The following is a 23,984-nucleotide window of genomic DNA, read 5'->3' as shown; positions in this document are numbered from 1 at the left end:
CTGCTTCCGTTTGTATTTAACCCGGGGCAGGATGGGGAGCATGACGGAGTACGAGGAAGACTTCACGGGCGAGACCCGGGTCACCGTCACGACGACGCCCCGGTGCAGCACGCGCTATCGCGTGGTGCGCAACGGACCAGGATATGCACCGGTCTATGACCGCGTAGAGGACGCCGCACGGTGTCTCGAGACGTGGGTGGGATTTCACGGTCCGGACGCCGGAGTGCGGATCGAACCAATTTCCAGCAGCGTGTGAACCCAACTGCCGAAACCGAATGAAAGAGGCCTGAGCCCAACTGGGCTCAGGCCTCTTTTGCTGTTCCGGATCTGGTACCGGTCAGCTGCTGTCCGGTGCCCGTCAGAGCTTCTCGGGACCGCTGTCCTTGCCTCCGGTGTCCCGCCGGCGCAGATAGCGCTCGAACTCCCGCGCTATGGCATCGCCCGAGGCCTCCGGGAGCTCGGCGGTGTCCTTCGCCTCCTCGAGCTGTGCGACGTACTCGGAGATCTCCGAGTCCTCGGACGCCAGCTCGTCCACGCCGTGCTGCCACGCCGCGGCGTCGTCGGGCAGCTCGCCCATGGGGACCGGCTCGCCGAGGATCTCCTCCACGCGCGTGAGGATGGCGAGCGTCGCCTTGGGCGACGGCGGGTTGGCGACGTAGTGCGGTACCGCCGCCCACAGGCTCACCGACTGCAGGTCGCGCTGCGCCGCCTCGTGCTGCAGCACGCCGACGATCCCGGTGGGTCCCTGGTACGTGTTGGCCTCGATGTCGAGCACCGCCTGCAGGCCCACGCTGTCCGACGTCGCGGTCATCGGGATCGGCCGCGTGTGCGGCACGTCGGCCAGGAGCGCGCCGAGCGTGATCACCGTCCGCACCCCGAGGTCGTCGGCCACCTGCAGCAGCTCCTCGCAGTACTTGCGCCAGCGCATCGACGGCTCGACACCGTGCACCAGCACCACCTTGCGCTCGCCCACCTGGGCCACCGAGACGGACGTCGTCGGCCAGGTGATGGAGCGTTTGCCGTCGTCGTCCAGCGAGATGTACGGCCGGTTGACCTGGAAGTCGTGGAACTCCTCGGGGTCGAGCTCTGTCACCTTCTCCGCGCCCCACACCTCGGCCAGGTGCGTGAGGGCCGACGTGGCGGCACTCCCCGCGTCGTTCCAACCTTCGAAGGCAGCGAGGAGCACGGTCTGGCGAGGCGAGGCCTGCTCCGGCTGCTCGTGATGCGCGTCGGTCATCCCCCCAGCCTATGGTGTGGGGCGCCCGGCGTGGCCAGGGGCGCGGTCGCGTTCGCGGACGGGCGAATCGGCGGGCGGACGTCGGCGCCAGACCCGGGGTACAGGTCAGAACACGGGGACGCCGGCGCGCAGTGCGCCGCGGACCTGGACCTCGACGCCGCGCCAGGTACCGGTCCAGAGCGTGTAGCCGGGTTCCACCATGCGCTGGTCGATCGCGTGGTCGAGGCCGAGCGCGCGGGCGATGCTCTCGCCGTCGTCCAGGTGCCAGGGCTGCAGGCACACCCGCTCCGGCGTGACCGTCAGCACCTCGATCCAGTCCGCGCGAACGTGCCGCAGCAGATCGATGACATCGCCGAGACGTTCGGTGACCGACTGCGTCGCAATGGGATTCACGAGACTCTCCGGAGCGTGGATCGGACAGGGGGCGAGCATGAGAGCGGGCATGGGGCAACTGGCTGAGACAACTGTGCGTCAAAGCACGGGACGTGCCATCGGCAGCGCTCGGGACGTTTCGGTGATAGATACGTCCCTGGGGGTGTTCACGATGAGAAATCAACGACTGGTCGCAGCGATGGCTCAGGCAGGCCTGAGCCAGGTGCGGCTGGCTGCTGCCGTGGGCGTGGACCCGAAGACGGTGGAGCGCTGGGTGGCCCAGGGCCGCACGCCGCACCCGCGCCATCGGGTGGCGGTCTCGGACGCCCTGGGCTGCGACGTCGCCGCACTGTGGGGCGACGTCGACCGGGCCGAGGCCGCGGCGCAGGAGATCGTCGGGGTGTACCCGGCGCGCCGCGCGATGCCGGCCGGTACCTGGCGTGCCTTCCTCGCCGGGGTGGAACAGCGGTTCGAGCTGCACGCGTTCGCCGCGACGTTCCTGCCCGACCAGACCCTCGACCTGACGACCGAGATCGTCACCATGGCGGCACGCGGCGTGCGGGTGCGGCTGCTGCTCGGCGACCCGGAGGGCGCCGCCGTGGCGGTCCGCACGCAGGAGGAGGGCGGTACGGGCCTCGCCGGGCGGATCGCGCTGGTGCTGGCCTACCTGGCGCCCGCGCTCGGCACACCGGGCGTCGAGGTGCGTCTGCACGACCGCACGCTGTACGCGACGACCTTCCGGTTCGACGACGACCTGCTGGTCAACACCCACGTGTGGGGCTCGCCCGCCGGGGCCAACCCGCTGCTGCACCTCAAGGACGGTCCGGAGGCGTCGATGGCGCCCGCCTATCAGGCAGGGTTCGAGCGGGTCTGGGCGGCCGCCAAACCTCTGGAGGCATGGCCTCGGACGGAGGACTCGGACAGGGTGGCGTGATGATGCGGTTCGACTACTTCGACGACCCGACCGCTCCGCCCGTGAACTCCGTGGTTCCGTCGGTGACGGTGGCGGTGCGGGACGACGTCGGACGGCTGCTGCTCATCCACCGCACCGACAACGGCCTCTGGGCCCTGCCCGGCGGGGGTATCGACCCCGGGGAGACGGTCCGCGAGGCCGGCGTCCGCGAGACCGAGGAGGAGACCGGGTACCGCGTGCGGATCACCGGCCTGGTCGGGATCTACACCGATCCCCGGCACGTGATCGTGTACTCGGACGGCGAGGTCCGCGCCCAGTTCTCCATCTGCATGCGTGGAACGGTCACCGGAGGCGCGGCACGGACCTCGGGGGAGTCGAGCGAGGTCGTGTGGCAGCACGTCGACAGGCTCGGCGAGCTGGAGATCCACCCCTCGATGCGGCTGCGGATCGAGCATGCGGTGGACCCGACGCGGACGATGCCCTTCCTGACCTGACGGGCCTCACCTGACGGGCCTCACCTGAGAGGCAGCCCCAGTCGGCGCTCGATCCCGGACACGAGCCGGCGCAGCCCCGGCTCAGCGGAGTGCATGCTGCGGGACACGAGGTGTTCCGGCGGGTAGCGGTCATAGATGCGCTCGAACCGCTCGTCGACGGTTACCGGCTCGCCCCGCGCCGACGTGGTCATGTCGCAGTAGGTGAGCAGGTCCAGCAGCTCGGGGGCGGGCTCGGGGAACTCGCGCCGCAGTGCGTGGTCCAGGCCGCGCTCCGCGGCTTCGACGGTGGCCTCCGTGTGGTGCGCGACGAGGCCGGTCAGCTCCGCCGGCGCCCCCAGCCGCGCGAGGTAGCGGGCTCCGTCGAGCTGGTGCAGGCCGGTGTCCAGGGCCGCGGCGGCGTAGCCGATGTCATGCAGGTAGGCGGCGGAGACGAGCAGGTCCGGGCTGCCGAGCACACGCGCGACCTGCTCGGCGCGGCGGCCGACGCCTCTCGAGTGCGCGAGGCGGTCGGCGCCGGGCTCGAAGAGCGCGGTCAGCAGTGCCTGTGCGCCCGCGGGGTCCAGCTCCCGCGGGATGGTTCCGTGCATCGGTTCACCGTAGAGCGCCGTGCCGCGCACGGCGCGACGGGACGCAAAGGGCATGGTCAGGGGACGTGTGCTGGTCTGCATCCTGAACCTCCGTCGTCAGAGCTCCGGTCGGCCGTTGACTATCCAGTCGCGGACCATCGCCGTCGTGCGATGGTGGCCGGCGAGCGCGTCGTCGCGCGTGGCGTGCAGCTCTGCGTACTCCTCGGTGCAGTCGAGCTTTTCGTCCTCGGACAGGATGCCGTCCGGGTCGAGCCGCTCGACGAAGACCATCGTCTCGTAGATCAGCGGAGTACGGCCGTGGGCGTGGCTGTTGTCGTCGTCCGCCGAAGCCGCGGAGTCGATACCGGTCCAGACCGTGGAGACGTGGTAGAAGCCGATGTGGTCGCGTGCGACGTGGCCGCTGCCGGCCCCGCGGCGCAGCACCGACCACTGGTCCTGGGTGATCGGGTTGCCGTCGAGGTCGTAGTACGTCCGCTGCGAGAGTCGCTCGAAGAAATCGGGTCCGAACACGGTCACTCCTCCTCGTCGGTGCTACCGGGGTCGTCGGCCGTGGCCGCCGATCGTGGGCCAGCATCACTCAGGACGTCCCAGCGCGCGCGGCGAGGCTGTGAGTTGCGAACTGCGGCTGGCGCGTGGCGTATTGCGCCGGTATGGGTGTGGCGTGATCCTCGTGCTCATGCCGCGTCGTCGTCGGACTTTTGCGTCTGGCGGAATCTCGGGGACAGATCCACTGCCCGAAAGAGGTGCATATGTCTTATTGCTCCGCCACGAATCACACCGTGAGGTGCGCGAAGTACCCCGGGTTCGGGTGAGTATGAAGCAATGCTCAACCTGAGAAATCACCGGGCCCTGCTGTCCGCCGTCGGAGCGTTCGTCGTCGCCGGCGGCGCAGGCAGCGGCATCGCCTGGTCCCAGGCCGAGCGCACCAGCGAGCCCGCTGACGTGCTGCTCGACGCCGTGGAGCACAGCGAGTCGACGATGCGTGACTACATCGACGAGATCGCGCAGCGGTTCGACGAGATCGAGGCAACCTCCGACGCCCGGCGGCAGGAGGAGCTCGCCACCGTGCTCATGGCGGACGTGCCCGAGCTGGCCGAGGAGGCGCGGGCCGAGGTCCTGACCGCCAAGGAGGACGCCAAGGCCGTGAGCCTGCCGGACGGCGGTGAGCTCGACACCGCCAGGGACGCCTACGTGGCGCACATCGACGCGTGGATCGCGGAGTACGACGAGGCGATGGTCTCCCCGGTCGGCGTCGTGGAGATCGAGCCCGTCGTGAACCGGACGTTCGACAAGGCTGTCGCCGCGTTCGACCGGACCGAGCTCGACGCCGACCAGGCGGAGCGCGCCGAGCGGCTCCTCGCGGACTGAGCCGCTGGGCGCTCGCGGACCGAACCGCCGGGAGCCCGGCTCAGTCCCGCCGGCTCATCTCCCGCCAGCTCATGGGGGACAGGCTGAGGGCGGCGTCCGCCACCCGCTTCGCGACCTCCGTGCGCAGCGCCGCGTAGGACGAGTCGATCCACTCCTGCACCCCGGCCTGGCCGCCGTGCCGGTACTCGACCGCCTGGACCAGGCACTCCAGCTTGTCGGCGTCGCGCGCGCAACGCGCCTCGGGTGTCTGCTGCGCCTCGAACTCGGTCACGGCGTCGACGACGGTCGCTGCGGCGGCAGCGGGCAGGGGAGCCACCTGGTCCCGCGTGACCGCGACGTTGTCGGGCTTGGTGACGTACGGGCGGGCCGTGTGGGGCAGGTCGGTGATGCGGGTCTCCTGGGAGTCGTGCCAGAGCGCGAGATAGGCGGCGCGCGCCGGGTCGGCGCCCTCTTCGGCAGCCAGCAGCGCCGCGAGCTGCGCGACCCGCAGGCTGTGCTCGGCGACGGACTCCGGGTCTCGCACCCCGACCTGCCACCAGCCGGAACGACGCAGGCGCTTGAGCACGCCCATCTCGAAGGTGAAAGCGGCGATGCCGGATGCGGCGGTGTGCGTCATGGCGCTATCGTCCGGCATTCCGGCGTGGCTCGTCGGAGCGTCACGCGCGGGACCTTTGCCGGTTACCGGCCGTACAACGTCGCCACCTACGATGTGCCGGTGCCTCGCGACTCCTCCGCAGACCTTCCCGCCGCCGTCCTGTTCGACATGGACGGCACCCTCGTCGACACCGAGCCCTACTGGATGCGCGCCGAGCGCGAGATCGTCGCGGCGCACGGTGCGACCTGGACGCACGAGGACGCCCTCGGCGCCGTCGGGCAGGCGCTCCTGACCACCGGCACCATGCTGCGCGACGCCGGCGTGCCGCTCGAGCCCGCCGAGATCGTGACCTGGCTCGTGGCCCGCGTGAACGAGCAGCTGCGCGAGAGCGTGCCGTGGCGGCCCGGCGTCCTGGAGCTGCTCGAGGAGCTGCGCGCCGCGCAGGTCCCGTGCGCGATGGTCACCATGTCCTACCGCAGCCAGGCCGAGGTGGTGGCCGACGGCGCCCCCGCCGGAACCTTCGCCCACCTCGTCACCGGCGACGAGGTCACGCACGGCAAGCCGGACCCGGAGCCGTACCTGGTCGCCGCCGGCCTGTTCGGCGTCCGGCCCGAGGACTGCGTGGCCATCGAGGACTCCCAGCCCGGGATCACGTCCGCGCTCGCCTCGGGCGCGCGCACCCTCGGTGTACCCGCCGAGGTACCCGTGCCGCCCCGGCCAGGCCTCAACCGGGCGGCATCGCTCAAGCAGATCGACCTCGAGACACTCTCGCGGATCGCGTCGGGCGAGGTCGTCGACCTGCTGGGCTGAGCGAGCCCGCTGAGCCCGCTCGCTGTGCCCGCTCGACGGTTGGTATCCCCAGGACGTCAGACGGCGATACCCAGGCGCAGCGGGATCGCGCCGTCCGGGACCTCCGGGGGAGTGCCACCGAACTCAGGGCACAGCGACTGGTGCGCGCACCAGCCGCACAGCTTCGTCCGGCGCGGCTTCCACACACCCGTGCGGGCGGCGTCCTCGATGGCCGACCAGATGGTCCGGATCTTCTGCTCCGTGTGCTCCAGCTGTTCGACGGTCGGCTCACCACGCAGCACCTGGCCGTCACCCAGGTACACGAGCTGCAGCATCTTGGGCAGCACCCCGCGCTCGCGCCACAGGACGAGCCCGTAGAACCGCATCTGGAACACCGCCGACGACTCGTAGCCCGGCCGCGGCGACTTGCCGGTCTTGTAGTCGACCACCCGTACGGCGCCGGTCGGCGCGACATCCAGCCGGTCCACTATGCCGCGCAGCAGCGGGCCGCCGTCGAGCTGCGACTCCACCAGGAGCTCCCGCTCCGCCGGTTCGAGCCGGTTCGGGTCCTCCAGCGTGAAATAGGTGCCGAGCAGCGAACCCGCGCCCGCGAGCCAGCCCGCCCGGTCCTGCCCGTCCGGGCCGACCCCGTCCGTGAACAGCGACGTGTACCGGTCGTCCGCCTCCAGCAGCCGGTCCCACTCGCCGGGCAGCAGATCGTGCGCCGCGGCCAGCGTGCGCTCACCCAGCGGGGCGTCGTACAGCCGCTCCAGCACCGAGTGCACCAGCGTCCCGCGCGCCGCGGCGGCCGACGGCGGCTCCGGCAGCCGGTCCACCGTGCGGAACCGGAACAGCAGCGGGCACTGCATGAAGTCGTTCGCGCGGGACGGCGACAGAGCCGGCGGCCGCGACGGCGCACGCACTGCCGACACGGTGCCGACCGCCTCCGCCGAAACGTCCGGGACCGGCTCCTGGGATACCTCCGTCGTCGTCATGGACCCAACCCTAGGTGCGGTCACCGACATCCCCGGGCAGCCATCCACAGCGCGCCGTACCCCCGGGGGCGACAGGCCGGATAGGTTTGGCGGGTGACCACCTCGGAGCCAGCCTCCACGCCCGCACCGCCCGCCCCGCAGCGCTCGAAAGGGTTCGTCATCGGCCGTGTGGCCGGGGCGCCAGTCATCGTCACGCGGTCCTGGTTCCTCGCCGCCTTCGTCCTGACGATCTTGTTCGTGCCCAACGTGCAGAGTCTCGCCCCGGGGCTCGGCGCGGGCGCCTACCTCGTGGCGTTCGTGTTCGTGCTGCTCCTGTTCGGCTCCGTGTTCCTGCACGAGGCCGCGCACGCACTGGTCGCCAGGGCGCGCGGCCAGAACGTGACCGAGCTCGCCGTCACCCTCTGGGGCGGCCACACCGCCTACACCGGCGGCCTGGGCCGGCCGCTCGACGGCTTCCTGGTCGCCGTCGTCGGGCCGCTGACGAATCTGGCGCTCGCCGCCGGGTTCTGGTTCGCGTACCAGGCCTCGCCGGTGCTGAACGTGCCCACGCTCCTGCTCTTTGCCGGTGCTGCGTCCAACGCGTTCGTCGGCGCGTTCAACCTGCTTCCCGGCTTGCCGCTCGACGGTGGCCAGATCCTCGAGTCCGCCGTCTGGGCCGTCACGGGCAAGCGCACCACCGGCACCGTCGTAGCCGGCTGGGCGGGTCGGGTCGTCGCGGTCGGCGTCCTCCTCTGGGCTCTGGTCGTGCCGTACCTGCGGGGCGCCACCCCGGACATCACGAACGTCCTGCTGTCCGCGCTGATCGGGGCGTTCCTCTGGGCCGGTGCGGGCGCCGCGATCTCGAACGGCCGGCGCAGGGAGGCGGTCGACGGGCTGACCGCCGCCGGGCTCGCCGGACCCGCCGTCCTCGTGCCGCTCGGCGCCACCGTCGCCGACGCCCTGGACGCCCGGGCGGCGGCAGCGGGCGGCGGCACGCCGTCGCACTACGTGGTGGTCGTGGGGCACGGGGACGTCCCCGTCGCGGTCATCGACGGCGGCGCTGTCACGGCGGTCCCGGAGTCGGCGCGCGGCGTGACCCTGGTCGACGCCGTGGCCGTGCCGTTCGTGCCGGGGTCGGCCGTGCCCCCGGCACTGTCGGGTACCGACCTGCTGACGCAGCTGGCCCAGCGGTCGGGTGGGGCGAGGCTCGTCCCGGTCGTCGACGACGGCCGGGTCACCGGGGTGCTCGACCTCGCCGACGTCGCCCGGGCGATCCGCGCCACCTGACGTCCTGCCTGACTCCTGGGCGAGCCCGGCGCACGCGCGGTCCCGGCCCAGCGCTTAGGATGGTCGGTCGTGACCACACCCACCGATACCCCTGTTGCCACCGGCGCCGAGCAGCGCCGCGGCCCGTTCCGCGTGGGCGACAAGGTCCAGCTGACCGACCCCAAGAATCGCCTGCACACCATCACGCTGCAGCCCGGCGGCACGTTCCACACGCACCGGGGCTACTTCCAGCACGAGCAGCTCATCGGGCAGCCCGAGGGCTCCGTGGTGGTCAACACCGCCAACATCGAGTACCTCGCCCTGCGCCCGCTGCTGGCCGACTACGTCCTGTCGATGCCCCGGGGCGCCGCCGTCGTGTACCCGAAGGACGCCGCGCAGATCGTCGCCATGGCCGACATCTACCCGGGCGCGCGTGTCGTCGAGGCCGGCGTCGGCTCCGGCGCGCTGACGATGTCCCTGCTGCGTGCGGTCGGCGACGCCGGGCACGTGCACTCGATCGAGCGGCGCGAGGACTTCGCGGCCATCGCCAAGGGAAACGTCGAGACCTTCTTCGGCGGGCCGCACCCGGCGTGGGAGCTGTCCGTCGGTGACCTCTCCGACGTGCTGCCCGAGGTGGCCGAGCCGGGCACCGTCGACCGCGTGGTCCTGGACATGCTGGCGCCGTGGGAGAACGTCGAGGCGGTCGCCTCGGCGCTCGCCCCCGGCGGCGTCGTCGTCTGCTATGTGGCCACCACGACCCAACTTTCGCGCACAGCGGAAGATCTGCGTGCGGACGGCCGGTTCACCGAGCCGGCGGCCTTCGAGACGATGATCCGCGGGTGGCACCTCGAGGGTCTGGCAGTGCGTCCCGAGCACCGGATGATCGGCCACACGGGCTTCCTCGTCATCGCCCGCCGGATGGCCGACGGGGTGGTCGCACCCGAGCGGAAACGGCGTCCTGCCAAGGGTGCGTACCCCGCGACGGCCGAAGCGGAGTGGACTCCGGAGGAGCTCGGGGAGCGCGCGGTGTCGGACAAGAAGGTCCGCAAGGTGCGACGTGACCTGGGCGTTGCGCCGGAGGACGCGAGTACCCCGCCTGCGTGAACGGGCTGTAACGATCGAGTACCCCGGACGTCTCAAACGGGTGTTCTTACTCCCGGTGTGTCAGTGACTGTGCTTAAGGTGCTGTTCTCGGAGGCGTTTGCGTCATATGGTCGCCTCCCGGGCCCTACGAGAGGGGATGTCATGACCGAGAACACGTCAGGATACAACCATCCCGAGCATGAGTCTTTGCCAAACCGCGACTACGAGCGCCAGATCGCCCTCCTCTCAGCCAAGAACGAGCGTCTGGCGGAGGCACTCCGCGCGGCGCGCGATCAGATCGTCGAGCTGAAGAAGCAGCTCGACGACCTCGCCAAGCCGCCGGGCACGTACGCCGTGTTCCTGGGGGCGCACACCGACGGTTCGGTGGACATCTCGTCCGCCGGCCGCAAGATGCACGTCTCCGCGAGCCCGAGCCTGGACGTCACGCGGCTGAGCCCGGGCCAGGAGGTCAAGCTCAACGAGGCCATGACGGTCGTCGGGGCGGGCGAGTACGAGCGCACGGGCGAGCTGGTGACCGTCAAGGAGATGCTGGGCGGCGACCGCGTGCTCGTGGTCGGTCGTGCCGACGAGGAGCGCGTGGTGCGCCTCGCCGGCTCCTTGATGGACTCCCCGCTCCGGGTGGGCGACTCGCTCACGGTCGACACGCGCAGCGGCTTCGTGTTCGAGATCGTGCCCAAGTCCGAGGTCGAGGAGCTGGTGCTCGAAGAGGTCCCGGACATCGAGTACGAGGACATCGGTGGCCTCGGCCCGCAGATCGAGGCGATCCGCGACGCGGTCGAGCTGCCCTTCGCGCACCCCGACCTGTTCCGGGAGCACGGGCTGCGCCCGCCCAAGGGCGTGCTCCTGTACGGCCCGCCCGGATGTGGCAAGACGCTCATCGCCAAGGCCGTCGCGCACTCCCTGGCCGGGATGGTGGCCCGCGCCAACGGGAGCAACCCCGAGGTGAAGAGCTTCTTCCTGAACGTCAAGGGTCCGGAGCTGCTCAACAAGTACGTCGGCGAGACCGAGCGGCACATCCGGCTGATCTTCGCCCGCGCCCGGGAGAAGGCCAGCCAGGGCATGCCCGTCGTCGTCTTCTTCGACGAGATGGAGTCCCTGTTCCGCACCCGCGGTACGGGCCTCTCCTCGGACGTGGAGACCACCATCGTGCCCCAGCTCCTCGCGGAGATCGACGGCGTGGAGCGGCTCGACAACGTCATAGTCATCGGCGCCTCCAACCGTGAGGACATGATCGACCCGGCCATCCTGCGCCCGGGGCGTCTCGACGTGAAGATCAAGATCGAGCGGCCCGACGCCGAGGGCGCCAAGGAGATCTTCGGCAAGTACCTCACCAAGGACCTGCCGATCCACCCCGACGACCTTGCCGAGTACGGCAACAACATGGCCGAGGCGCTCGACGGCATGATCACGTCGGTCGTGTCGCGGATGTACTCGGAGGACGAGGAGAACCAGTTCCTCGAGGTCACCTACGCGTCCGGGGACAAGGAGACTCTCTTCTTCAAGGACTTCAACTCGGGCGCGATGGTCCAGAACGTGGTCGACCGTGCCAAGAAGAACGCGATCAAGGACTTCCTGGCCACGGGGCAGAAGGGCATCCGTGTGGAGCACCTCCTGACCGCGTGCGTCGACGAGTTCAAGGAGAACGAGGACCTCCCGAACACGACCAACCCCGACGACTGGGCGCGCATCAGCGGCAAGAAGGGCGAGCGCATCGTCTTCATCCGCACCATCGTCCAGAAGAAGGGCGAGGGCGCGACACCGCGCACCATCGACACCGTCCAGAACACCGGTCAGTACCTCTGACAGCTCGTCGAGGCAGGGTCCGCGTCCGTCCAGCGGGCGCGGACCCTGCTTGACCGACGCGACTGGTCAGCGCGGCTGATCAGGGTGACCGACCAGCGGGACTACTGCGGCATAGGGTGGTGAACGTGAGCGTACGTCGTGTGATGGGCATAGAGACCGAGTACGGAGTCCTGCAGCCGGGCCGCCCCCTGGCCAACCCCATGCTGCTCTCCAGCCAGGTGGTGACGACCTACCGGGCGATCTCCACGCGTGCCGAGGGTCGGGGCGGCAAGGCTCGCTGGGACTACGACGACGAGGACCCGCTGCAGGACGCACGCGGGTTCCATCTCGACCGCGCCTCGGCGCAGCCGTCGATGCTGACCGACGACCCGGCGCGGCCCGCGCCGTCGGGTCCGGTCACCGGGCAGGTGCCCGTGGTGGAGCCTGGTCTGCCCGGCCGTGGCCGACGCCGGTCCGGCTCGACGCAGGAGGTCGAGCGGCCCGCGGCCGAGGAGTACGACGACCCGAGCGCCGCGAACGTCATCCTGACGAACGGTGCCCGGCTGTACGTGGACCACGCCCACCCCGAGTACTCCTCGCCCGAGGTCATGTCGCCCGAGGACATCGTGCGCTGGGACGTCGCCGGCGAGCGGGTGATGCTCGCGGCCCTGCGGGAGCTCGCGGGCTTCCCGGGCAGCGAGGTGGTGCTCTACAAGAACAACGTGGACGGCAAGGGTGCCAGCTACGGCACCCACGAGAACTACCTCGTCGACCGGTCGCTGCCCTTCACGACCCTCGCCGAGCTCATCACGCCGTTCCTCGTCACCCGGCAGGTGTTCACGGGCTCCGGCCGTGTGGGCCTCGGCGCGACGAGCGGCACCGCCGGCTACCAGATCTCCCAGCGCGCCGACTACATCGAGGCCGAGATCGGCCTGGAGACGACGCTGCGCAGGCCCATCGTCAACACTCGCGACGAGCCGCACGCCGACCGGCAGCGGTGGCGCCGCCTGCACCTCATCCTCGGCGACGCGAACCTGATGGAGGCGCCCACCTACCTCAAGACGGGCACGACGTCGCTCGTGCTGTGGGTGCTGGAGCACCTCGACGAGCTGGCCGAGGCCGGCGTGGACGCACGTGCCGAGCTCGGCGCCCTCCGGCTGGCCGACCCGGTGAGTGACGTGCAGAAGGTCTCGCGCGACCTCGCGCTGACCGCGCGGCTGGACCTGGCGGACGGCAGGACGATGACCGCGCTGGAGGTCCAGGGCGAGGTCACCGACATCGTGCGGCGGTCCCTGAAGGTGCTCGGGACGGACGCGGAGTCGGACACCGTGCTCGACCGCTGGGCGTCCGTCGTCGAGCGGCTGGGCACGGATCCGGCGTCCTGCGCACGCGAGGTCGAGTGGGTCGCGAAGCTGCGGCTGCTGGACCGCCTGCGCTCGCGCGACAACCTGGAGTGGGACCACCCGCGACTGCACGCCATGGACCTGCAGTGGTCCGACGTGCGGCCCGAGCGGGGCATCTACCACCGGCTGCTCGCCAAGGGGGCGGTGGACCGGCTGGTCGACGAGGAGAGCGTCGCGCGAGCGGTGCAGCACCCGCCGACCGACACCCGCGCCTACTTCAGGGGCGAGGTGATGGCCCGCTACGGGAGCCAGATCTCCGCGGCGAGCTGGGACTCCGTCATCTTCGACGTCGACGGGTCGCAGGCCCTGCAGCGTGTGCCGATGCTCGACCCGACCCGCGGCACGCGGCGCCACATCGGCGCGTTGCTCGACGCGAGCCCCGACGCCGCGAGCCTGCTCGCGGGACTCTCCGGAAGAAGGTGACCGTGGATGTCAGTGTCACCGCCTAGGGTCAATGCATGAGGTCAGGGCCTAGGCTTCGAGACCAGTAATACGTCAGTGAATCACCAGGAGGCGATCATGGCCGGTCAGGAAAGAATCAACCCGTCACACGAGGACCGCACTCCGGACGACGACGCGGAGGCCCCGGCGCCCGCCGCTGCGGCGGCGCAGAAGGACGACGACGAGGTCGACGCCCTGCTGGAGGAGATCGACGAGGTGCTGGAGACCAACGCCGAGTCGTTCGTTCGTGGATTCGTCCAGAAGGGTGGGCAGTGACCTGAGCGCAGACCGCACCACAGGACGACTCCCGGACGCCTTCCTGCGTCCGGGATCGTCGTCCTTCGTGGACTTCCTGGCCGAGCACGCCCCCGACCGCCTTCCTGGGAACAGGGTCATGCCTGCCGGCGTGACCGACCCGGCGACCCTTGCTCCCCACGCCACCACGATCGTGGCGCTCACCTTCGACGGCGGGGTCCTGCTCGCGGGTGACCGTCGTGCGACCGCCGGACCGATGATCGCCAGCCGCAGCATCGAGAAGGTGTTCCCGGCCGACGAGTACTCGGCCGTGGGCATCGCAGGTTCGGCGGGTATCGGGCTGGAGCTGGTGCGCCTCTTCCAGCTCGAGCTCGAGCACTACGAGAAGATCGAGGGGTCGCTGCTCTCGCTCACTGGCAAGGCGAACCGCCTGGCCACGATGCTGCGAGCCAACCTGCCGATGGCGATGCAGGGGCTGGCGGTCGTGCCGCTGTTCGCCGGCTACGACCTGGACAAGGAGACCGGCCGCATCTTCAGCTACGACGCCACGGGCGGTCGCTACGAGGAGCACGAGCACCACGGCATCGGCTCCGGCTCGCTCTTCGCCAGGGGCGCCATGAAGAAGCTCTGGCGGCGCGGGATGGACGCGGAGGCCGCTGTCCACGTGGCGGTCGAGGCGCTGTACGACGCCGCGGACGACGACTCCGCGACGGGCGGGCCCGACACCGTCCGCGGGATCTTCCCCGTGGTCGCCACGGTGTCCGCCGACGGCTACCAGCGCATCGAGGACGCGGAGGTCGCCCGGGTCGCGGAGCACATCGTGGCGCAGCGTCGAGAGAGGGGGCACCTCGCATGAACATGCCGTTCTACGTCTCGCCCGAGCAGCTGATGAAGGACCGTGCGGACTTCGCCCGCAAGGGCATCGCCCGCGGCCGGTCCGTGGTGGTGCTCGCCTACGACGGCGGTATTGCGTTCGCCACGGAGAACCCCTCGCGTGCGCTGCACAAGATCTCGGAGATCTACGACCGCATCGCCTTCGCCGCCGTGGGCAAGTACAACGAGTTCGAGAACCTGCGGGTGGCCGGTGTGCGGTACGCCGACATGCGCGGCTACTCCTACGACCGGTCCGACGTGACGGCGCGAGGCCTGGCGAACGCGTACGCGCAGACGCTCGGCACCGTGTTCATCACCGAGTCGAAGCCCCTGGAGGTGGAGATCGTCGTCGCCGAGGTGGGCGCCGAGTCGGCGGACGACCAGATCTACCGGCTCACCTACGACGGCACGGTGGCGGACGAGCACGGCTTCGTCGTCATGGGCGGCCAGGCCGAGCAGCTCGGCCGGCGCGTCAAGGAGGGCTGGCGCGAGGACATGTCGCTCGGCGAGGCCCTGCGGCTCGCGGTGGCGGCCCTGGGTTCGGGCGAGGGTTCGGCGTCGCGCACCATCGAGGCGGCCCAGCTCGAGGTGGCGGTCCTGGAGCGGGACCGGCCGCGGCGGTCGTTCCGGCGTCTGACGCGTCAGGTCCTGGCCGACCTCCTCGCCGACGGCGCTGAGCCCGCGGAGGGCGAAGCTGTGCCGTCCGACGACCTTCCGCCGTCGGACGACGTCGCGGTGGGCTCGGCGACCCCGGGCCTGGGGACGGCGGACACGGTGCCGCCGGAGACGGCCGACCCTGCCGAGACGAGCACCGACACCGAGACCGGTTCCGAGACCGACACTCCCACGCCGGATGCCGGGGTGTCTGCCCCGGCGGACGACACCACCGACGAGTCCCCGAGCGAGGAAGAGCCCGACGAGGGGCCGGGCAACTCCGGCGACTCGCCTGGCACCGACAGATAGCAGCACGTTCCGCGAACAGGGAGGGGAAGTCCATGGACCGCAGGATCTTCGGTCTCGAGACCGAGTACGGCGTGACGTGCGCTGCCGACGACGGGCGTGGCCTGTCTGCCGACGAGGTCGCCCGCTACCTGTTCCGGAAGGTGGTGGCGTGGGGCCGTTCCTCGAACGTGTTCCTGAGGAACGGCTCCCGCCTCTACCTCGACGTGGGGTCGCACCCCGAGTACGCGACGGCGGAGTGCGACGACGTGCGCCAGCTCGTCTCGTACGACCGGGGCGGTGAACGCATCCTCGAAGGCCTGGTGGCCGACGCGCAGCAGCGCCTCGAGCACGAGGACCTGCCGGGCAAGATCCACCTGTTCAAGAACAACACCGACTCGGCGGGCAACTCCTACGGGTGCCACGAGAACTACCTGGTGCGGCGGTCGGGGGACTTCTCGCGACTGTCCGACGTGCTCGTGCCGTTCCTCATCACGCGGCAGATCCTGGTCGGGGCGGGCAAGGTGCTCTCGACGCCGCGTGGCGCGGTGTTCTGCCTGTCGCAGCGCGCCGACCACATCTGGGAGGCGGTCTCCAGCGCGACCACGCGCTCGCGTCCCATCATCAACACGCGCGACGAGCCGCACGCCGACGCCGAGCTGTACCGCCGGCTGCACGTCATCGTCGGTGACTCCTCGATGGCCGAGCCCACCACGATGCTCAAGGTGGGTTCGACTGACCTGGTGCTGCGGCTCGTCGAGGCCGGGGTCCCGATGCGGGACCTCACGCTCGAGAACCCGATCCGCGCGATCCGGGAGATCAGCCACGACCGCACGGGCAAGCACGCCGTGACACTGGCCAACGGCCGGACCATGACGGCCATCGAGATCCAGTCGGAGTACTACGAGCGTGCTCGCGAGCTCGTGGAGGCGAACCTCGAGGTCACGCCGGTGGTCAAGCAGGTGCTCGACCTGTGGGAGCGCGGGCTGCGCGCGCTGGAGGCGGAGAACCTGTCGCTCATCGACCGGGAGCTGGACTGGGCCATCAAGCTCAAGCTCATCCGGCGGTACCAGGAGAAGCACGGCATGGGCCTCGACGACCCGCGCATCGCCCGGCTCGACCTGGCGTACCACGACATCTCCCGCACGGAGGGCCTGTACAACCTGCTCGCGGCTCGCGGCATGGTCGAGCGGGTCACCACCGACCTGGAGGTTTTCGAGTCCACGGCGCTGCCGCCGCAGACCACCCGGGCCAAGCTGCGCGGCGACTTCGTGCGGGCGGCCCAGGAGGCCCGCCGGGACTACACGGTCGACTGGGTACACCTCAAGCTGAACGACCAGGCGCAGCGCACGGTGCTGTGCAAGGACCCGTTCAAGAGCGTCGACGACCGGGTGGAGCGCCTGATCGAGAGCATGTGACCACCGGCGGGTGCCCCGGGAGCGGCCACAGGGCCGGTTCCGGGGCACCCGCCGTTCCGGGGGCGCTGTCACGTCGTGGGAGAATCTGCTGGTGAGTTCCTGGTTACGCGTCGTCGTCGGTGCGCTGGCAGCGACGACGGTGGCGGTGACCACGGCGTGCGCGCCCGCGTCCTTGCCGGTGGAGGTCGGCCCCGCGCCGACGTCCAGCGCATCACAGGCGCCGCTGCAGGTCATGGGCACGAGCGGCGCCCCGCCCACGCTCGAGTACGAGAAGCCGTTCACCGTCCTGCGGCCGGCTTCGCGCACGGTCTGGCCGGGCACGGGCGACGTGCTGGAGCGTGACGACCCGGTCCTGCTGAACCTCTACGCGCAGGACGGCAGGGACGGCACGGAGCTGCAGAACACGTTCCGGACCGCGCCCGCGGCGTACACGATGACCGAGAAGTCGCTCGGCAGCCATCTCTTCGAGTCGCTCGAGGGCAAGCGCGTCGGCGCGCGGCTCATGCTCATGGAGGAGCAGGACGGCGTGCCGGTGCTGCTGGTCGTCGATGTGCTGCCTGTCCGCGCGTCCGGCGCCGCGGGGGAGGCGCCGGGCAAGAACCTGCCGCAGGTACGCCTCGACGACCTGGGGGCGCCGACCGTACGCGTCCCGCGCGGCGTCGAGCCGCCGTCGGAGCTGGTCGTGCACCCGCTGATCCGTGGGTCCGGGCAACAGATACGCGCCGGCCAGATCCTCACGGTCGAGTTCACGGCGGTGCGCTGGAGCGACGGCGCCGTGGTCGACACGACGTGGGCGGAGGACACTCCGCCGCAGTCCGCGGAGATCGGCATCGGCAGGCTGGTCGAGGGCTGGGACCAGGGGCTGCTGGAACAGACCGTCGGCTCCCAGATCATGCTGGTGGTACCGCCGCAGGCCGGTCATGCCAACACGAAGAGCCGGCTTGCCGGCGAGACGGTGGTGTACGTGGTCGACATCCTCGACGCGCACAGGCTTGATCCGAGCAAGCTCGACCCCCGCGAGGCGGGACCCGAGGAAGAACCGAAGAAGAAGGAGGGCTGATGTCCGTCGCGATCCGCGTGATCCCGTGCCTGGACGTTGATGCGGGCCGAGTGGTCAAGGGCGTCAACTTCGCCGACCTGCGGGACGCTGGGGACCCGGTGGAGCTTGCCGGCCGGTACGACGCCGAGGGCGCCGACGAGCTCACGTTCCTGGACGTGTCGGCCTCGTCCGGCGACCGGGAGACCATGGTCGACGTCGTGCGCCGCACCGCCGAGCAGGTGTTCGTGCCGCTCACCGTGGGCGGCGGCGTGCGCTCCACCGACGACGTCGACCGGCTGCTGCGCGCGGGTGCCGACAAGGTCGGCGTGAACACCGCCGCGATCGCGCGGCCCGAGCTGATCGCCGAGATCGCCCAGCGGTTCGGCTCGCAGGTGCTGACGCTCAGCGTTGACGCACGTCGCGTGACGGGCGACGTCACCACCCCCTCCGGCTACGAGGTCACCACGCACGGCGGGCGGCGCGGGACCGGCATCGACGCCGTCGAATGGGCGGAGAAGTCGGCCGCGCTGGGAGCCGGGGAGATCCTGCTCAACTCGATGGACGCCGACGGCACCACTGCGGGCTTCGACCTGGAGATGCTCCGCGCCGTGCGGGAGCGGGTGCACGTACCGCTCGTCGCGTCCGGCGGCGCGGGCACGCCTGAGCACTTCGTGGAGGCGGCGCAGGCGGGGGCGGACGCCGTCCTCGCCGCGTCGGTGTTCCACTTCGGTGCACTGACGGTGGGGCAGGTCAAGGACGCCATGCGCGCGGCGGGCATCGACGTCCGCTGACGCTGCTCGACCAACGCAGGGCTGGACCCTCTCCTTGACCTCAACCAAAGTCGAGGTTCTAACGTCGACCACGCCCGCGGCGAAAAACTGTCGAATCGATTCCCGTGCCGTGAGAAAATTCTGCTGTCCCCGAGGAAGCGAGGTCCTTCCGTGCCCCCAGACGCCCCGCGATCCAGACCGATGGCCCTGACCGGCTCTCGTGTACGCCGGTCGCTCGCACTCATGTGGCGCGGCATGCGCGCCAACCCCGGCATCTACGTCCTGGCCGTCGGAGCCTCGGCGATGTTCGGCGCACTCACCGTCGCCGTGAGCCGCGCGGTCGGCTGGGCCACCGACTCCGTCGTCGTCCCCGCCATCGCCGGTGACGAGATCGCCCGCGACCGGGTCTGGCTCGGCGGCCTCGTGCTCGCCGCCGTCGCACTGTCGCTCGCCGTGTCCGTCGCCGCACGCCGCATCTGGGCGGGCTTCGGCTTCGTCCGGATCCAGGCCGGACACCGCACGGCGCTGACCCGCCAGTACCTGCGCCTGCCCGCCTCGTGGCACCGCGCGCACCCGGCCGGCCAGCTCCTGAACCACACCACCTCGGACACCGAGGCCGCCACGGGCGTCTTCAACCCGCTGCCGTTCGCGCTCGGCGTCGTGGTCATGATCGGCGTCTCGATCGCCATGCTCCTGACGATCGACCCCTGGCTGGCGCTCGCGGCGCTCGCCGTCATCCCCGTCACGGTGGGCGTGAACGCCATATACCAGCGGCACATGTCACCCGCGGTGACCCGGGCGCAGCGCCTGCGCGGCGACGTCGCCGACGCGGCGCACGAGAGCTTCGAGGCGGCGCTGCTGGTCAAGTCGCTCGGCACCGAGGACCGCGAGGAGGACCGGTTCGACGCCCGCACGCAGGAGCTGCGCGCCGCGAACGTGCGCGTCGGCATCGTCCGCTCGCTGTTCGACCCCGTGATCCAGACCCTGCCGGCGGTCGGCACCCTGCTGGTGCTCGGCGTCGGTACGTGGCGCATCTCCACGGGCGACGTCGAACCCGGGGACATCGTCACCGCGGCCTACCTGCTCACGATGATGACGGTGCCCGTGCAGGCGTTCGGCTGGGTGCTCGGCGAGCTGCCGCGCGCCCTGGTCGGCTACGAGCGCATCGCGCAGGTCGTCGACTCGACGGGCGCGCTCGAGTACGGCGACGCCCGCCTGCCCCGGACGCCCGGCCAGCCCGGCCTCGCCGTCCGCCTGGAGGACGTCGGCGTCGACGTCCCGGCGATCAGTGGCGCCCGCGGCCGCTCGATCACCCTGCTCGACGACGTCGACGTGGACGTGGCGCCCGGCACGACGGTCGCCGTCGTCGGCACCACCGGGGCGGGCAAGACCACCCTCGTGAGCCTCCTGGCCCGGCTGTCCGACCCCACGCGGGGGCGCGTGCTGCTCGACGGGACCGACGCGCGGACCCTTGCCGAGGGCGAGATCCCGGCCCAGGTCGCGTTCGTCACCCAGACCACGTTCATCTTCGAGGACACGGTGCGCGCCAACGTGACCCTCGCCGACGAGGGCGCGCCCGGCTCGCCGTCCGACGACGAGGTCTGGGAAGCCCTGCGGCTCGCCCGCCTCGCGGACACCGTGCGCGAGCTCGCCGGCGGCCTCGACGCACCGCTCGGCGAGCGCGGCGCCAACCTGTCCGGCGGCCAGCGGCAACGCCTCGCGATAGCGCGCGCCCTGGTGCGCAGCCCTCGCCTCCTCGTCCTCGACGACGCGACTAGCGCCGTCGACCCGCGCGTGGAGCAGGAGATCCTGCGCGGGCTGGCAGACCGGGCCGACGCGCGGGCCGCCGACCAGGCCGTCTCCGGGACCGGTACGGACCCCGGGCAGGCGCCGGGCACCACCGTGATCATGGTCGCCTACCGGATGTCGTCGGTGGCGCTCGCCGACCGAGTCATCCACGTCGAGGGCGGCCGCGTGGTCGACACCGGGACGCACGACGAGCTCATGGCGCGCGACCCCGGCTACCGCGAGCTCGCCACGGCCTACGAGGTCGAGACGGAACGCAGGGAGCAGGAACGGGCCGACGCCGCTGCCGCCGGTGTGCTGGACGAGAAGCTGGAAGAGGTGGCCGGATGACCGCGGCGACGGACGAGCGCGAAGCGACCGACGTGCCGGAGGACCTGCTCGACGCCGACGGCGCACGCATCGAGACGACGAGCAACCTCGGTGTGTTCGCGACGCTGCGCCGGGGCATCGAGATCAGCCCGGAGATCGCCAGGGGGATGTGGGTGACGCTCGGCCTGGCGTCGCTCGCCGCCGTCGGCCGCGTGGTGGTGCCGCTCGCGGTGCAGCAGACCATCGACGTCGGCATCCTTGCCGACTCCGGGCCCGAGGTGGGCCGGGTGGCGCTGCTCGCGTCGCTCGCGGCGGGCGCGCTCGTGCTGGCCGCGCTGTGCGCGGCGCTGGTCAACGTGCGCCTGTTCCGCTCGGCCGAGGCCGGGCTCGCGACGCTGCGCGTCAAGGCGTTCCGGCACGTGCACGACCTGTCGACCCTCACGCAGAACACCGAGCGGCGGGGCGCGCTGGTCTCGCGCGTGACCAACGACGTCGACACGGTCTCGCTGTTCGTGCAGTGGGGCGGCATCATGCTGCTCGTCAGCGCCTTGCAGATCGTGGTGGCGACCGGGTTGATGCTCGTCTACTCGCCGATCCTGACGGCGGTGGTGTGGGTCGCCTTCATCCCGATGTTCCTCGTGATCCGGTTCGGGCAGAAGTACGTGAACCGTGCCTACACGCTCGTGCGCGAGCGGGTCGGGGCGATGCTCGGCGCGATCTCGGAGGCCGTCGTGGGCGCCGAGACGGTGCGCGCGTACGGCGTGTCCGAGCGCACCGGACGGCGCATCGACGCCGCCGTGGAGGACACCCGCCGGTCGCAGGCCCGGTCGCAGATCCTGGTCGCGGCGACGTTCTCGTCGGGCGTCCTGATCTCCAACCTCGTGCTGGCGATCGTGGTGGTCGTCGGGACGCTGCTCGGCGTGGGCGGCGGCCTGACGGCGGGCCAGCTCGTGGCCTTCCTGTTCCTGGTGCAGCTGTTCACCGGGCCGGTGCAGATGGCCACCGAGATCCTCAACGAGCTGCAGAACGCGGTGGCCGGCTGGCGCCGGGTCATCGCCGTCATCGACACCCCGGTGCAGGTCGCAGAGAAGCCGGACGCCGTGACGCAGGAGCGCGGCCCGGCCCGGGTGACGCTGCGCGACGTCCGGTTCTCGTACCCGAACGGTCCCGAGGTGCTGCACGGTGTGACGCTCGACCTGCCGCCGCGCACCAAGGTCGCGGTGGTGGGGCAGACCGGATCCGGCAAGACGACCATCGCCAAGCTCGTCACGCGCCTCATGGACCCGACGGCGGGCGCCGTCGAGCTGGACGGCGTGGACCTGCGCGACCTGGCGTTCGCGTCGCTGCGCGAGCGGGTGGTGCTGGTGCCGCAGGAGGGCTTCCTGTTCGACGGGACGGTGCTCGAGAACGCGGCGTACGGGCTGCGGGTCCCGGCGGGCTCGACCACCGAGCCGGTGGCCGAGCCCGTAGAGACCTCGGCCGCGACGCGCGCCGCCGTCGAGCAGGCGTTCGTCGAGCTCGGCCTGTCCGACTGGGTCGCCGACCTGCCCGACGGGCTGGAGACCGAGGTGGGCCAGCGGGGCGAGTCGCTGTCGGCGGGGGAGCGGCAGCTCGTCGCGATCGCGCGCGCCTACCTCGCCCAGCCGGACCTGCTCGTGCTGGACGAGGCGACGTCGGCGGTGGACCCCGCGACCGAGGTCCGCATCGCGCGGGCCCTGGACTCGCTCACGGCCGGCCGGTCCACGATCACCATCGCGCACCGGCTCTCGACCGCCGAGGCGTCCGACCTGGTGGTGGTGGTCGACGAGGGCCACGTCGCCGAGGTCGGCCCGCACGACGAGCTCGCGGCGACGGACGGCATCTACGCCCGCATGCACGCGAGCTGGGTCGCCCAGACCCGATAGGACGGCCCGCGGGAGTGTCCAGCTGGCGCCGAACCGCAACCTACGCGTCGATCGGACCTGATCCGGACGTCCATCCTTCGGTTCGACACCGGTGGCCGACCCACAAGCTGCGGGTCGGCCGCTGGTGGCCTGAGGGAGTGGACGTGCAAACTGCGGCTCAGCGTGAGGTGGACCGGCCGAACTGCTGGTGTCGTACGACAGGACCGATTGACGGTGGAAGAGCCCTTCGAACGCGACCACATCCGCCGTCAGGCCGGACTTGTGCACAGACCGCCAATGGTGCGGACAACACGTCCCGCCGACCGCGTTGTCTGGGCGCATGGGACGAAAGATCGAGTTGCCGGGCGAGCTCGCGCTCATCGCGAAGGCCCAGGAGGGCCTCATCACGACACAGCAGTGTCACGACCTGGGCGTGTCGCTCACTCGAGTCGCCCGGCAGCTCCGATCCGGTGCCTGGAAGCGGGTGACCCGAGGGCTGTACGACACCGACGCGACACCGATCGGATCGCGGCACCCGGACCACCGTCGCCGTCGGGCCGCGTTCGCCGCCAAGCTGGCGCTCGGTCCGGACTCGGTAGTGGTCGGCGCCTGTGCGCTCGCGCTCCATGGGGTCTGGGGCTTGCCGGTCGCGCTCGTTCCACAGGCCACGCTTCCGGGCGGACGGCGGGCGTACTCGCGCGACGGGATTCACGCCCGGATGTTCGGCGACCGGATGGCGGTGACCGAGGTGGACGGGATCCCGGTCGCGACGGTTGCCTGGGCCCTGGTGCAGGCTGTGCCGGAGATGGACCGGATCCATGCTGTCGCTGTGATGGACAACGCCCTGAACAGAGGCTTCATCACCTTCGACGAGCTGGAGGAGGTGCACGCCAAGAGTCGTGGCCGGCGGGGGATCGCCACGCGCCACGGCTGTTTCGGTGAGGTCGACGCGAGATCTGAGTCGCCGTCGGAGTCCCGGGCCAGGCTCGATTGCATCGACAACGGCGTGCCCCCGGATCACCTGCAGGTGCCGGTGCGTGACCTCTCCGGCGTAGAACGCAGGGGCGACCTGGGGTGGGACCCCAAGGAGGGGCGAATCCTGATCGCGGAGATCGACAGCGACGAGTATCACGACGGGTCCCGTCTGGATGCCGATCTGGAGCGCCACAACGACCTCACGGCCGTCTCGGCGATCGTGCTGCACTTTCGAAAGTCGGCCGTATACACGCCGGGGGCGATCTCGGGGAAGATCCGCGCGACGCTCGACCTGCACAACGGCAGATCCTCCTGAGAGCCGGGTGCTTCCGCGGCGCCGAACCGCAGGTTGCTGTCGGCTACTGCCGCCGAACCGAGGGTTGCGCGTCTAC

At 71.0% G+C, this 23,984-nt stretch carries 23 protein-coding genes and 1 pseudogene; 18 read left to right on the top strand and 6 right to left on the bottom strand.

Features of this window, described 5'->3' with window-relative positions; genetic code table 11:
• The first annotated feature begins 40 nt into the window (after positions 1-40).
• Entirely contained in the window at positions 41-256 is a 216-nt protein-coding gene (locus tag ACQEVI_RS00555) for a hypothetical protein (protein ID WP_116675661.1), read from the top strand.
• A 102-nt stretch (positions 257-358) separates the two neighbouring features.
• Here ACQEVI_RS00555 and ACQEVI_RS00550 read toward each other — a convergent pair whose 3' ends face one another.
• Both ACQEVI_RS00550 and ACQEVI_RS00545 read right to left on the bottom strand, forming a co-directional pair.
• Positions 359-1,237, bottom strand: a complete 879-nt coding sequence (locus ACQEVI_RS00550; RefSeq protein ID WP_116675660.1) for a PAC2 family protein — start codon at positions 1,235-1,237, stop codon at positions 359-361.
• Positions 1,238-1,342: 105 nt separating this feature from the next.
• Complete coding sequence (locus ACQEVI_RS00545) at positions 1,343-1,630, bottom strand: hypothetical protein (RefSeq protein WP_432893576.1); 288 nt, start codon at positions 1,628-1,630, stop codon at positions 1,343-1,345.
• Between the two features lie 151 nt (positions 1,631-1,781).
• Between ACQEVI_RS00545 and ACQEVI_RS00540 the strand changes: the two genes are divergently transcribed.
• Both ACQEVI_RS00540 and ACQEVI_RS00535 read left to right on the top strand, forming a co-directional pair.
• Positions 1,782-2,543 carry a helix-turn-helix domain-containing protein gene (locus tag ACQEVI_RS00540; protein ID WP_432893573.1) on the top strand — a complete coding sequence of 254 codons (762 nt, stop codon included), beginning with the start codon at positions 1,782-1,784 and terminating at the stop codon, positions 2,541-2,543.
• Entirely contained in the window at positions 2,543-3,016 is a 474-nt protein-coding gene (locus ACQEVI_RS00535; protein ID WP_432893571.1) for an NUDIX domain-containing protein, read from the top strand. Before ACQEVI_RS00540 ends, ACQEVI_RS00535 begins: the two co-directional genes overlap by 1 nt.
• Before the next feature lie 20 nt (positions 3,017-3,036).
• On the opposite strand, the gene ACQEVI_RS00530 is transcribed toward ACQEVI_RS00535, so the two are convergent.
• Positions 3,037-3,603, bottom strand: coding sequence for an HD domain-containing protein (locus ACQEVI_RS00530; protein WP_432893568.1), 567 nt, complete (start codon positions 3,601-3,603; stop codon positions 3,037-3,039).
• Between the two features lie 96 nt (positions 3,604-3,699).
• The gene (locus tag ACQEVI_RS00525) at positions 3,700-4,113 is read right to left on the bottom strand and encodes a hypothetical protein (RefSeq protein ID WP_432893566.1); all 414 of its coding nucleotides are present in this window, start codon (positions 4,111-4,113) and stop codon (positions 3,700-3,702) included.
• Positions 4,114-4,425: 312 nt separating this feature from the next.
• Here ACQEVI_RS00525 and ACQEVI_RS00520 point away from each other — a divergent pair, with 312 nt between their 5' ends.
• The gene (locus tag ACQEVI_RS00520) at positions 4,426-4,971 is read left to right on the top strand and encodes a hypothetical protein (RefSeq protein ID WP_432893563.1); all 546 of its coding nucleotides are present in this window, start codon (positions 4,426-4,428) and stop codon (positions 4,969-4,971) included.
• A gap of 40 nt (positions 4,972-5,011) precedes the next feature.
• Here the strand turns inward: ACQEVI_RS00520 and ACQEVI_RS00515 are convergent, their stop codons facing one another.
• Positions 5,012-5,587 (bottom strand): HD domain-containing protein, encoded by a 576-nt coding sequence (locus tag ACQEVI_RS00515; protein WP_432893561.1) that lies wholly within the window; start codon positions 5,585-5,587, stop codon positions 5,012-5,014.
• A 99-nt stretch (positions 5,588-5,686) separates the two neighbouring features.
• Between ACQEVI_RS00515 and ACQEVI_RS00510 the strand changes: the two genes are divergently transcribed.
• Positions 5,687-6,376, top strand: a complete 690-nt coding sequence (locus ACQEVI_RS00510) for an HAD family hydrolase (protein ID WP_432893558.1) — start codon at positions 5,687-5,689, stop codon at positions 6,374-6,376.
• Positions 6,377-6,432: 56 nt separating this feature from the next.
• Here the strand turns inward: ACQEVI_RS00510 and ACQEVI_RS00505 are convergent, their stop codons facing one another.
• Entirely contained in the window at positions 6,433-7,350 is a 918-nt protein-coding gene (locus ACQEVI_RS00505; protein ID WP_432893554.1) for a RecB family exonuclease, read from the bottom strand.
• 93 nt (positions 7,351-7,443) lie between these two features.
• Between ACQEVI_RS00505 and ACQEVI_RS00500 the strand changes: the two genes are divergently transcribed.
• The 13 genes and pseudogenes from ACQEVI_RS00500 to ACQEVI_RS00440 all read left to right on the top strand — a co-directional run bounded on the left by ACQEVI_RS00500 (position 7,444) and on the right by ACQEVI_RS00440 (position 23,908).
• Positions 7,444-8,616 (top strand): site-2 protease family protein, encoded by a 1,173-nt coding sequence (locus ACQEVI_RS00500; RefSeq protein WP_432893551.1) that lies wholly within the window; start codon positions 7,444-7,446, stop codon positions 8,614-8,616.
• A 69-nt stretch (positions 8,617-8,685) separates the two neighbouring features.
• Entirely contained in the window at positions 8,686-9,699 is a 1,014-nt protein-coding gene (locus ACQEVI_RS00495; RefSeq protein WP_432893548.1) for a tRNA (adenine-N1)-methyltransferase, read from the top strand.
• Positions 9,700-9,840: 141 nt separating this feature from the next.
• Positions 9,841-11,502: a proteasome ATPase gene (arc, locus tag ACQEVI_RS00490; protein WP_419706737.1), complete on the top strand. Its 1,662-nt coding sequence runs from the start codon at positions 9,841-9,843 to the stop codon at positions 11,500-11,502.
• Between the two features lie 143 nt (positions 11,503-11,645).
• Positions 11,646-13,307: a depupylase/deamidase Dop gene (dop, locus tag ACQEVI_RS00485; RefSeq protein ID WP_432905733.1), complete on the top strand. Its 1,662-nt coding sequence runs from the start codon at positions 11,646-11,648 to the stop codon at positions 13,305-13,307.
• Between the two features lie 96 nt (positions 13,308-13,403).
• Entirely contained in the window at positions 13,404-13,601 is a 198-nt protein-coding gene (locus tag ACQEVI_RS00480) for a ubiquitin-like protein Pup (RefSeq protein ID WP_116675649.1), read from the top strand.
• Positions 13,591-14,436: a proteasome subunit beta gene (prcB, locus tag ACQEVI_RS00475; protein ID WP_432893543.1), complete on the top strand. Its 846-nt coding sequence runs from the start codon at positions 13,591-13,593 to the stop codon at positions 14,434-14,436. The genes ACQEVI_RS00480 and prcB overlap by 11 nt, the downstream gene beginning before the upstream one ends.
• A pseudogene (gene prcA, locus ACQEVI_RS00470) lies at positions 14,433-15,143 on the top strand (proteasome subunit alpha); the annotation flags it as partial. The gene prcB and the pseudogene prcA, both read left to right, overlap by 4 nt.
• A gap of 305 nt (positions 15,144-15,448) precedes the next feature.
• Positions 15,449-16,810 (top strand): Pup--protein ligase, encoded by a 1,362-nt coding sequence (gene pafA / locus ACQEVI_RS00465; protein WP_116675647.1) that lies wholly within the window; start codon positions 15,449-15,451, stop codon positions 16,808-16,810.
• A 91-nt stretch (positions 16,811-16,901) separates the two neighbouring features.
• On the top strand, positions 16,902-17,870 hold the full coding sequence (locus ACQEVI_RS00460; protein ID WP_432893539.1) for an FKBP-type peptidyl-prolyl cis-trans isomerase: 969 nt from the start codon (positions 16,902-16,904) through the stop codon (positions 17,868-17,870).
• Positions 17,870-18,640 (top strand): imidazole glycerol phosphate synthase subunit HisF, encoded by a 771-nt coding sequence (hisF, locus tag ACQEVI_RS00455; RefSeq protein ID WP_432893536.1) that lies wholly within the window; start codon positions 17,870-17,872, stop codon positions 18,638-18,640. Before ACQEVI_RS00460 ends, hisF begins: the two co-directional genes overlap by 1 nt.
• A gap of 234 nt (positions 18,641-18,874) precedes the next feature.
• On the top strand, positions 18,875-20,755 hold the full coding sequence (locus ACQEVI_RS00450) for an ABC transporter ATP-binding protein (protein WP_432893533.1): 1,881 nt from the start codon (positions 18,875-18,877) through the stop codon (positions 20,753-20,755).
• Entirely contained in the window at positions 20,752-22,638 is a 1,887-nt protein-coding gene (locus ACQEVI_RS00445; protein WP_432893530.1) for an ABC transporter ATP-binding protein, read from the top strand. Before ACQEVI_RS00450 ends, ACQEVI_RS00445 begins: the two co-directional genes overlap by 4 nt.
• Before the next feature lie 319 nt (positions 22,639-22,957).
• The gene (locus tag ACQEVI_RS00440) at positions 22,958-23,908 is read left to right on the top strand and encodes a type IV toxin-antitoxin system AbiEi family antitoxin domain-containing protein (RefSeq protein ID WP_432893527.1); all 951 of its coding nucleotides are present in this window, start codon (positions 22,958-22,960) and stop codon (positions 23,906-23,908) included.
• Positions 23,909-23,984 lie beyond the last annotated feature (76 nt).

Origin of the sequence: Promicromonospora sp. CA-289599, from assembly GCF_050936155.1 — a bacterium.
GTDB lineage: Bacteria > Actinomycetota > Actinomycetes > Actinomycetales > Cellulomonadaceae > Promicromonospora.
The sequence above is the reverse complement of the archived record's forward strand: the minus strand, read 5'-3'. Positions and strand labels throughout refer to the sequence as shown.

Excerpts from the sequence above, each read along its gene's own strand:
- ACQEVI_RS00480 (WP_116675649.1), top strand. The coding sequence starts at position 13,404 with ATGGCCGGTCAGGAAAGAATCAACCCGTCACACGAGGACCGCACTCCG.
- ACQEVI_RS00450 (WP_432893533.1), top strand. The coding sequence starts at position 18,875 with ATGCGCGCCAACCCCGGCATCTACGTCCTGGCCGTCGGAGCCTCGGCG.
- ACQEVI_RS00515 (WP_432893561.1), bottom strand. The coding sequence starts at position 5,587 with ATGACGCACACCGCCGCATCCGGCATCGCCGCTTTCACCTTCGAGATG.
- hisF (WP_432893536.1), top strand. The coding sequence starts at position 17,870 with ATGTCCGTCGCGATCCGCGTGATCCCGTGCCTGGACGTTGATGCGGGC.
- ACQEVI_RS00550 (WP_116675660.1), bottom strand. The coding sequence starts at position 1,237 with ATGACCGACGCGCATCACGAGCAGCCGGAGCAGGCCTCGCCTCGCCAG.
- ACQEVI_RS00440 (WP_432893527.1), top strand. The coding sequence starts at position 22,958 with ATGGGACGAAAGATCGAGTTGCCGGGCGAGCTCGCGCTCATCGCGAAG.
- dop (WP_432905733.1), top strand. The coding sequence starts at position 11,646 with ATGGGCATAGAGACCGAGTACGGAGTCCTGCAGCCGGGCCGCCCCCTG.
- ACQEVI_RS00445 (WP_432893530.1), top strand. The coding sequence starts at position 20,752 with ATGACCGCGGCGACGGACGAGCGCGAAGCGACCGACGTGCCGGAGGAC.
- pafA (WP_116675647.1), top strand. The coding sequence starts at position 15,449 with ATGGACCGCAGGATCTTCGGTCTCGAGACCGAGTACGGCGTGACGTGC.
- ACQEVI_RS00505 (WP_432893554.1), bottom strand. The coding sequence starts at position 7,350 with ATGACGACGACGGAGGTATCCCAGGAGCCGGTCCCGGACGTTTCGGCG.
- arc (WP_419706737.1), top strand. The coding sequence starts at position 9,841 with ATGACCGAGAACACGTCAGGATACAACCATCCCGAGCATGAGTCTTTG.
- ACQEVI_RS00540 (WP_432893573.1), top strand. The coding sequence starts at position 1,782 with ATGAGAAATCAACGACTGGTCGCAGCGATGGCTCAGGCAGGCCTGAGC.
- ACQEVI_RS00530 (WP_432893568.1), bottom strand. The coding sequence starts at position 3,603 with ATGCACGGAACCATCCCGCGGGAGCTGGACCCCGCGGGCGCACAGGCA.
- ACQEVI_RS00555 (WP_116675661.1), top strand. The coding sequence starts at position 41 with ATGACGGAGTACGAGGAAGACTTCACGGGCGAGACCCGGGTCACCGTC.
- ACQEVI_RS00535 (WP_432893571.1), top strand. The coding sequence starts at position 2,543 with ATGATGCGGTTCGACTACTTCGACGACCCGACCGCTCCGCCCGTGAAC.
- ACQEVI_RS00520 (WP_432893563.1), top strand. The coding sequence starts at position 4,426 with ATGCTCAACCTGAGAAATCACCGGGCCCTGCTGTCCGCCGTCGGAGCG.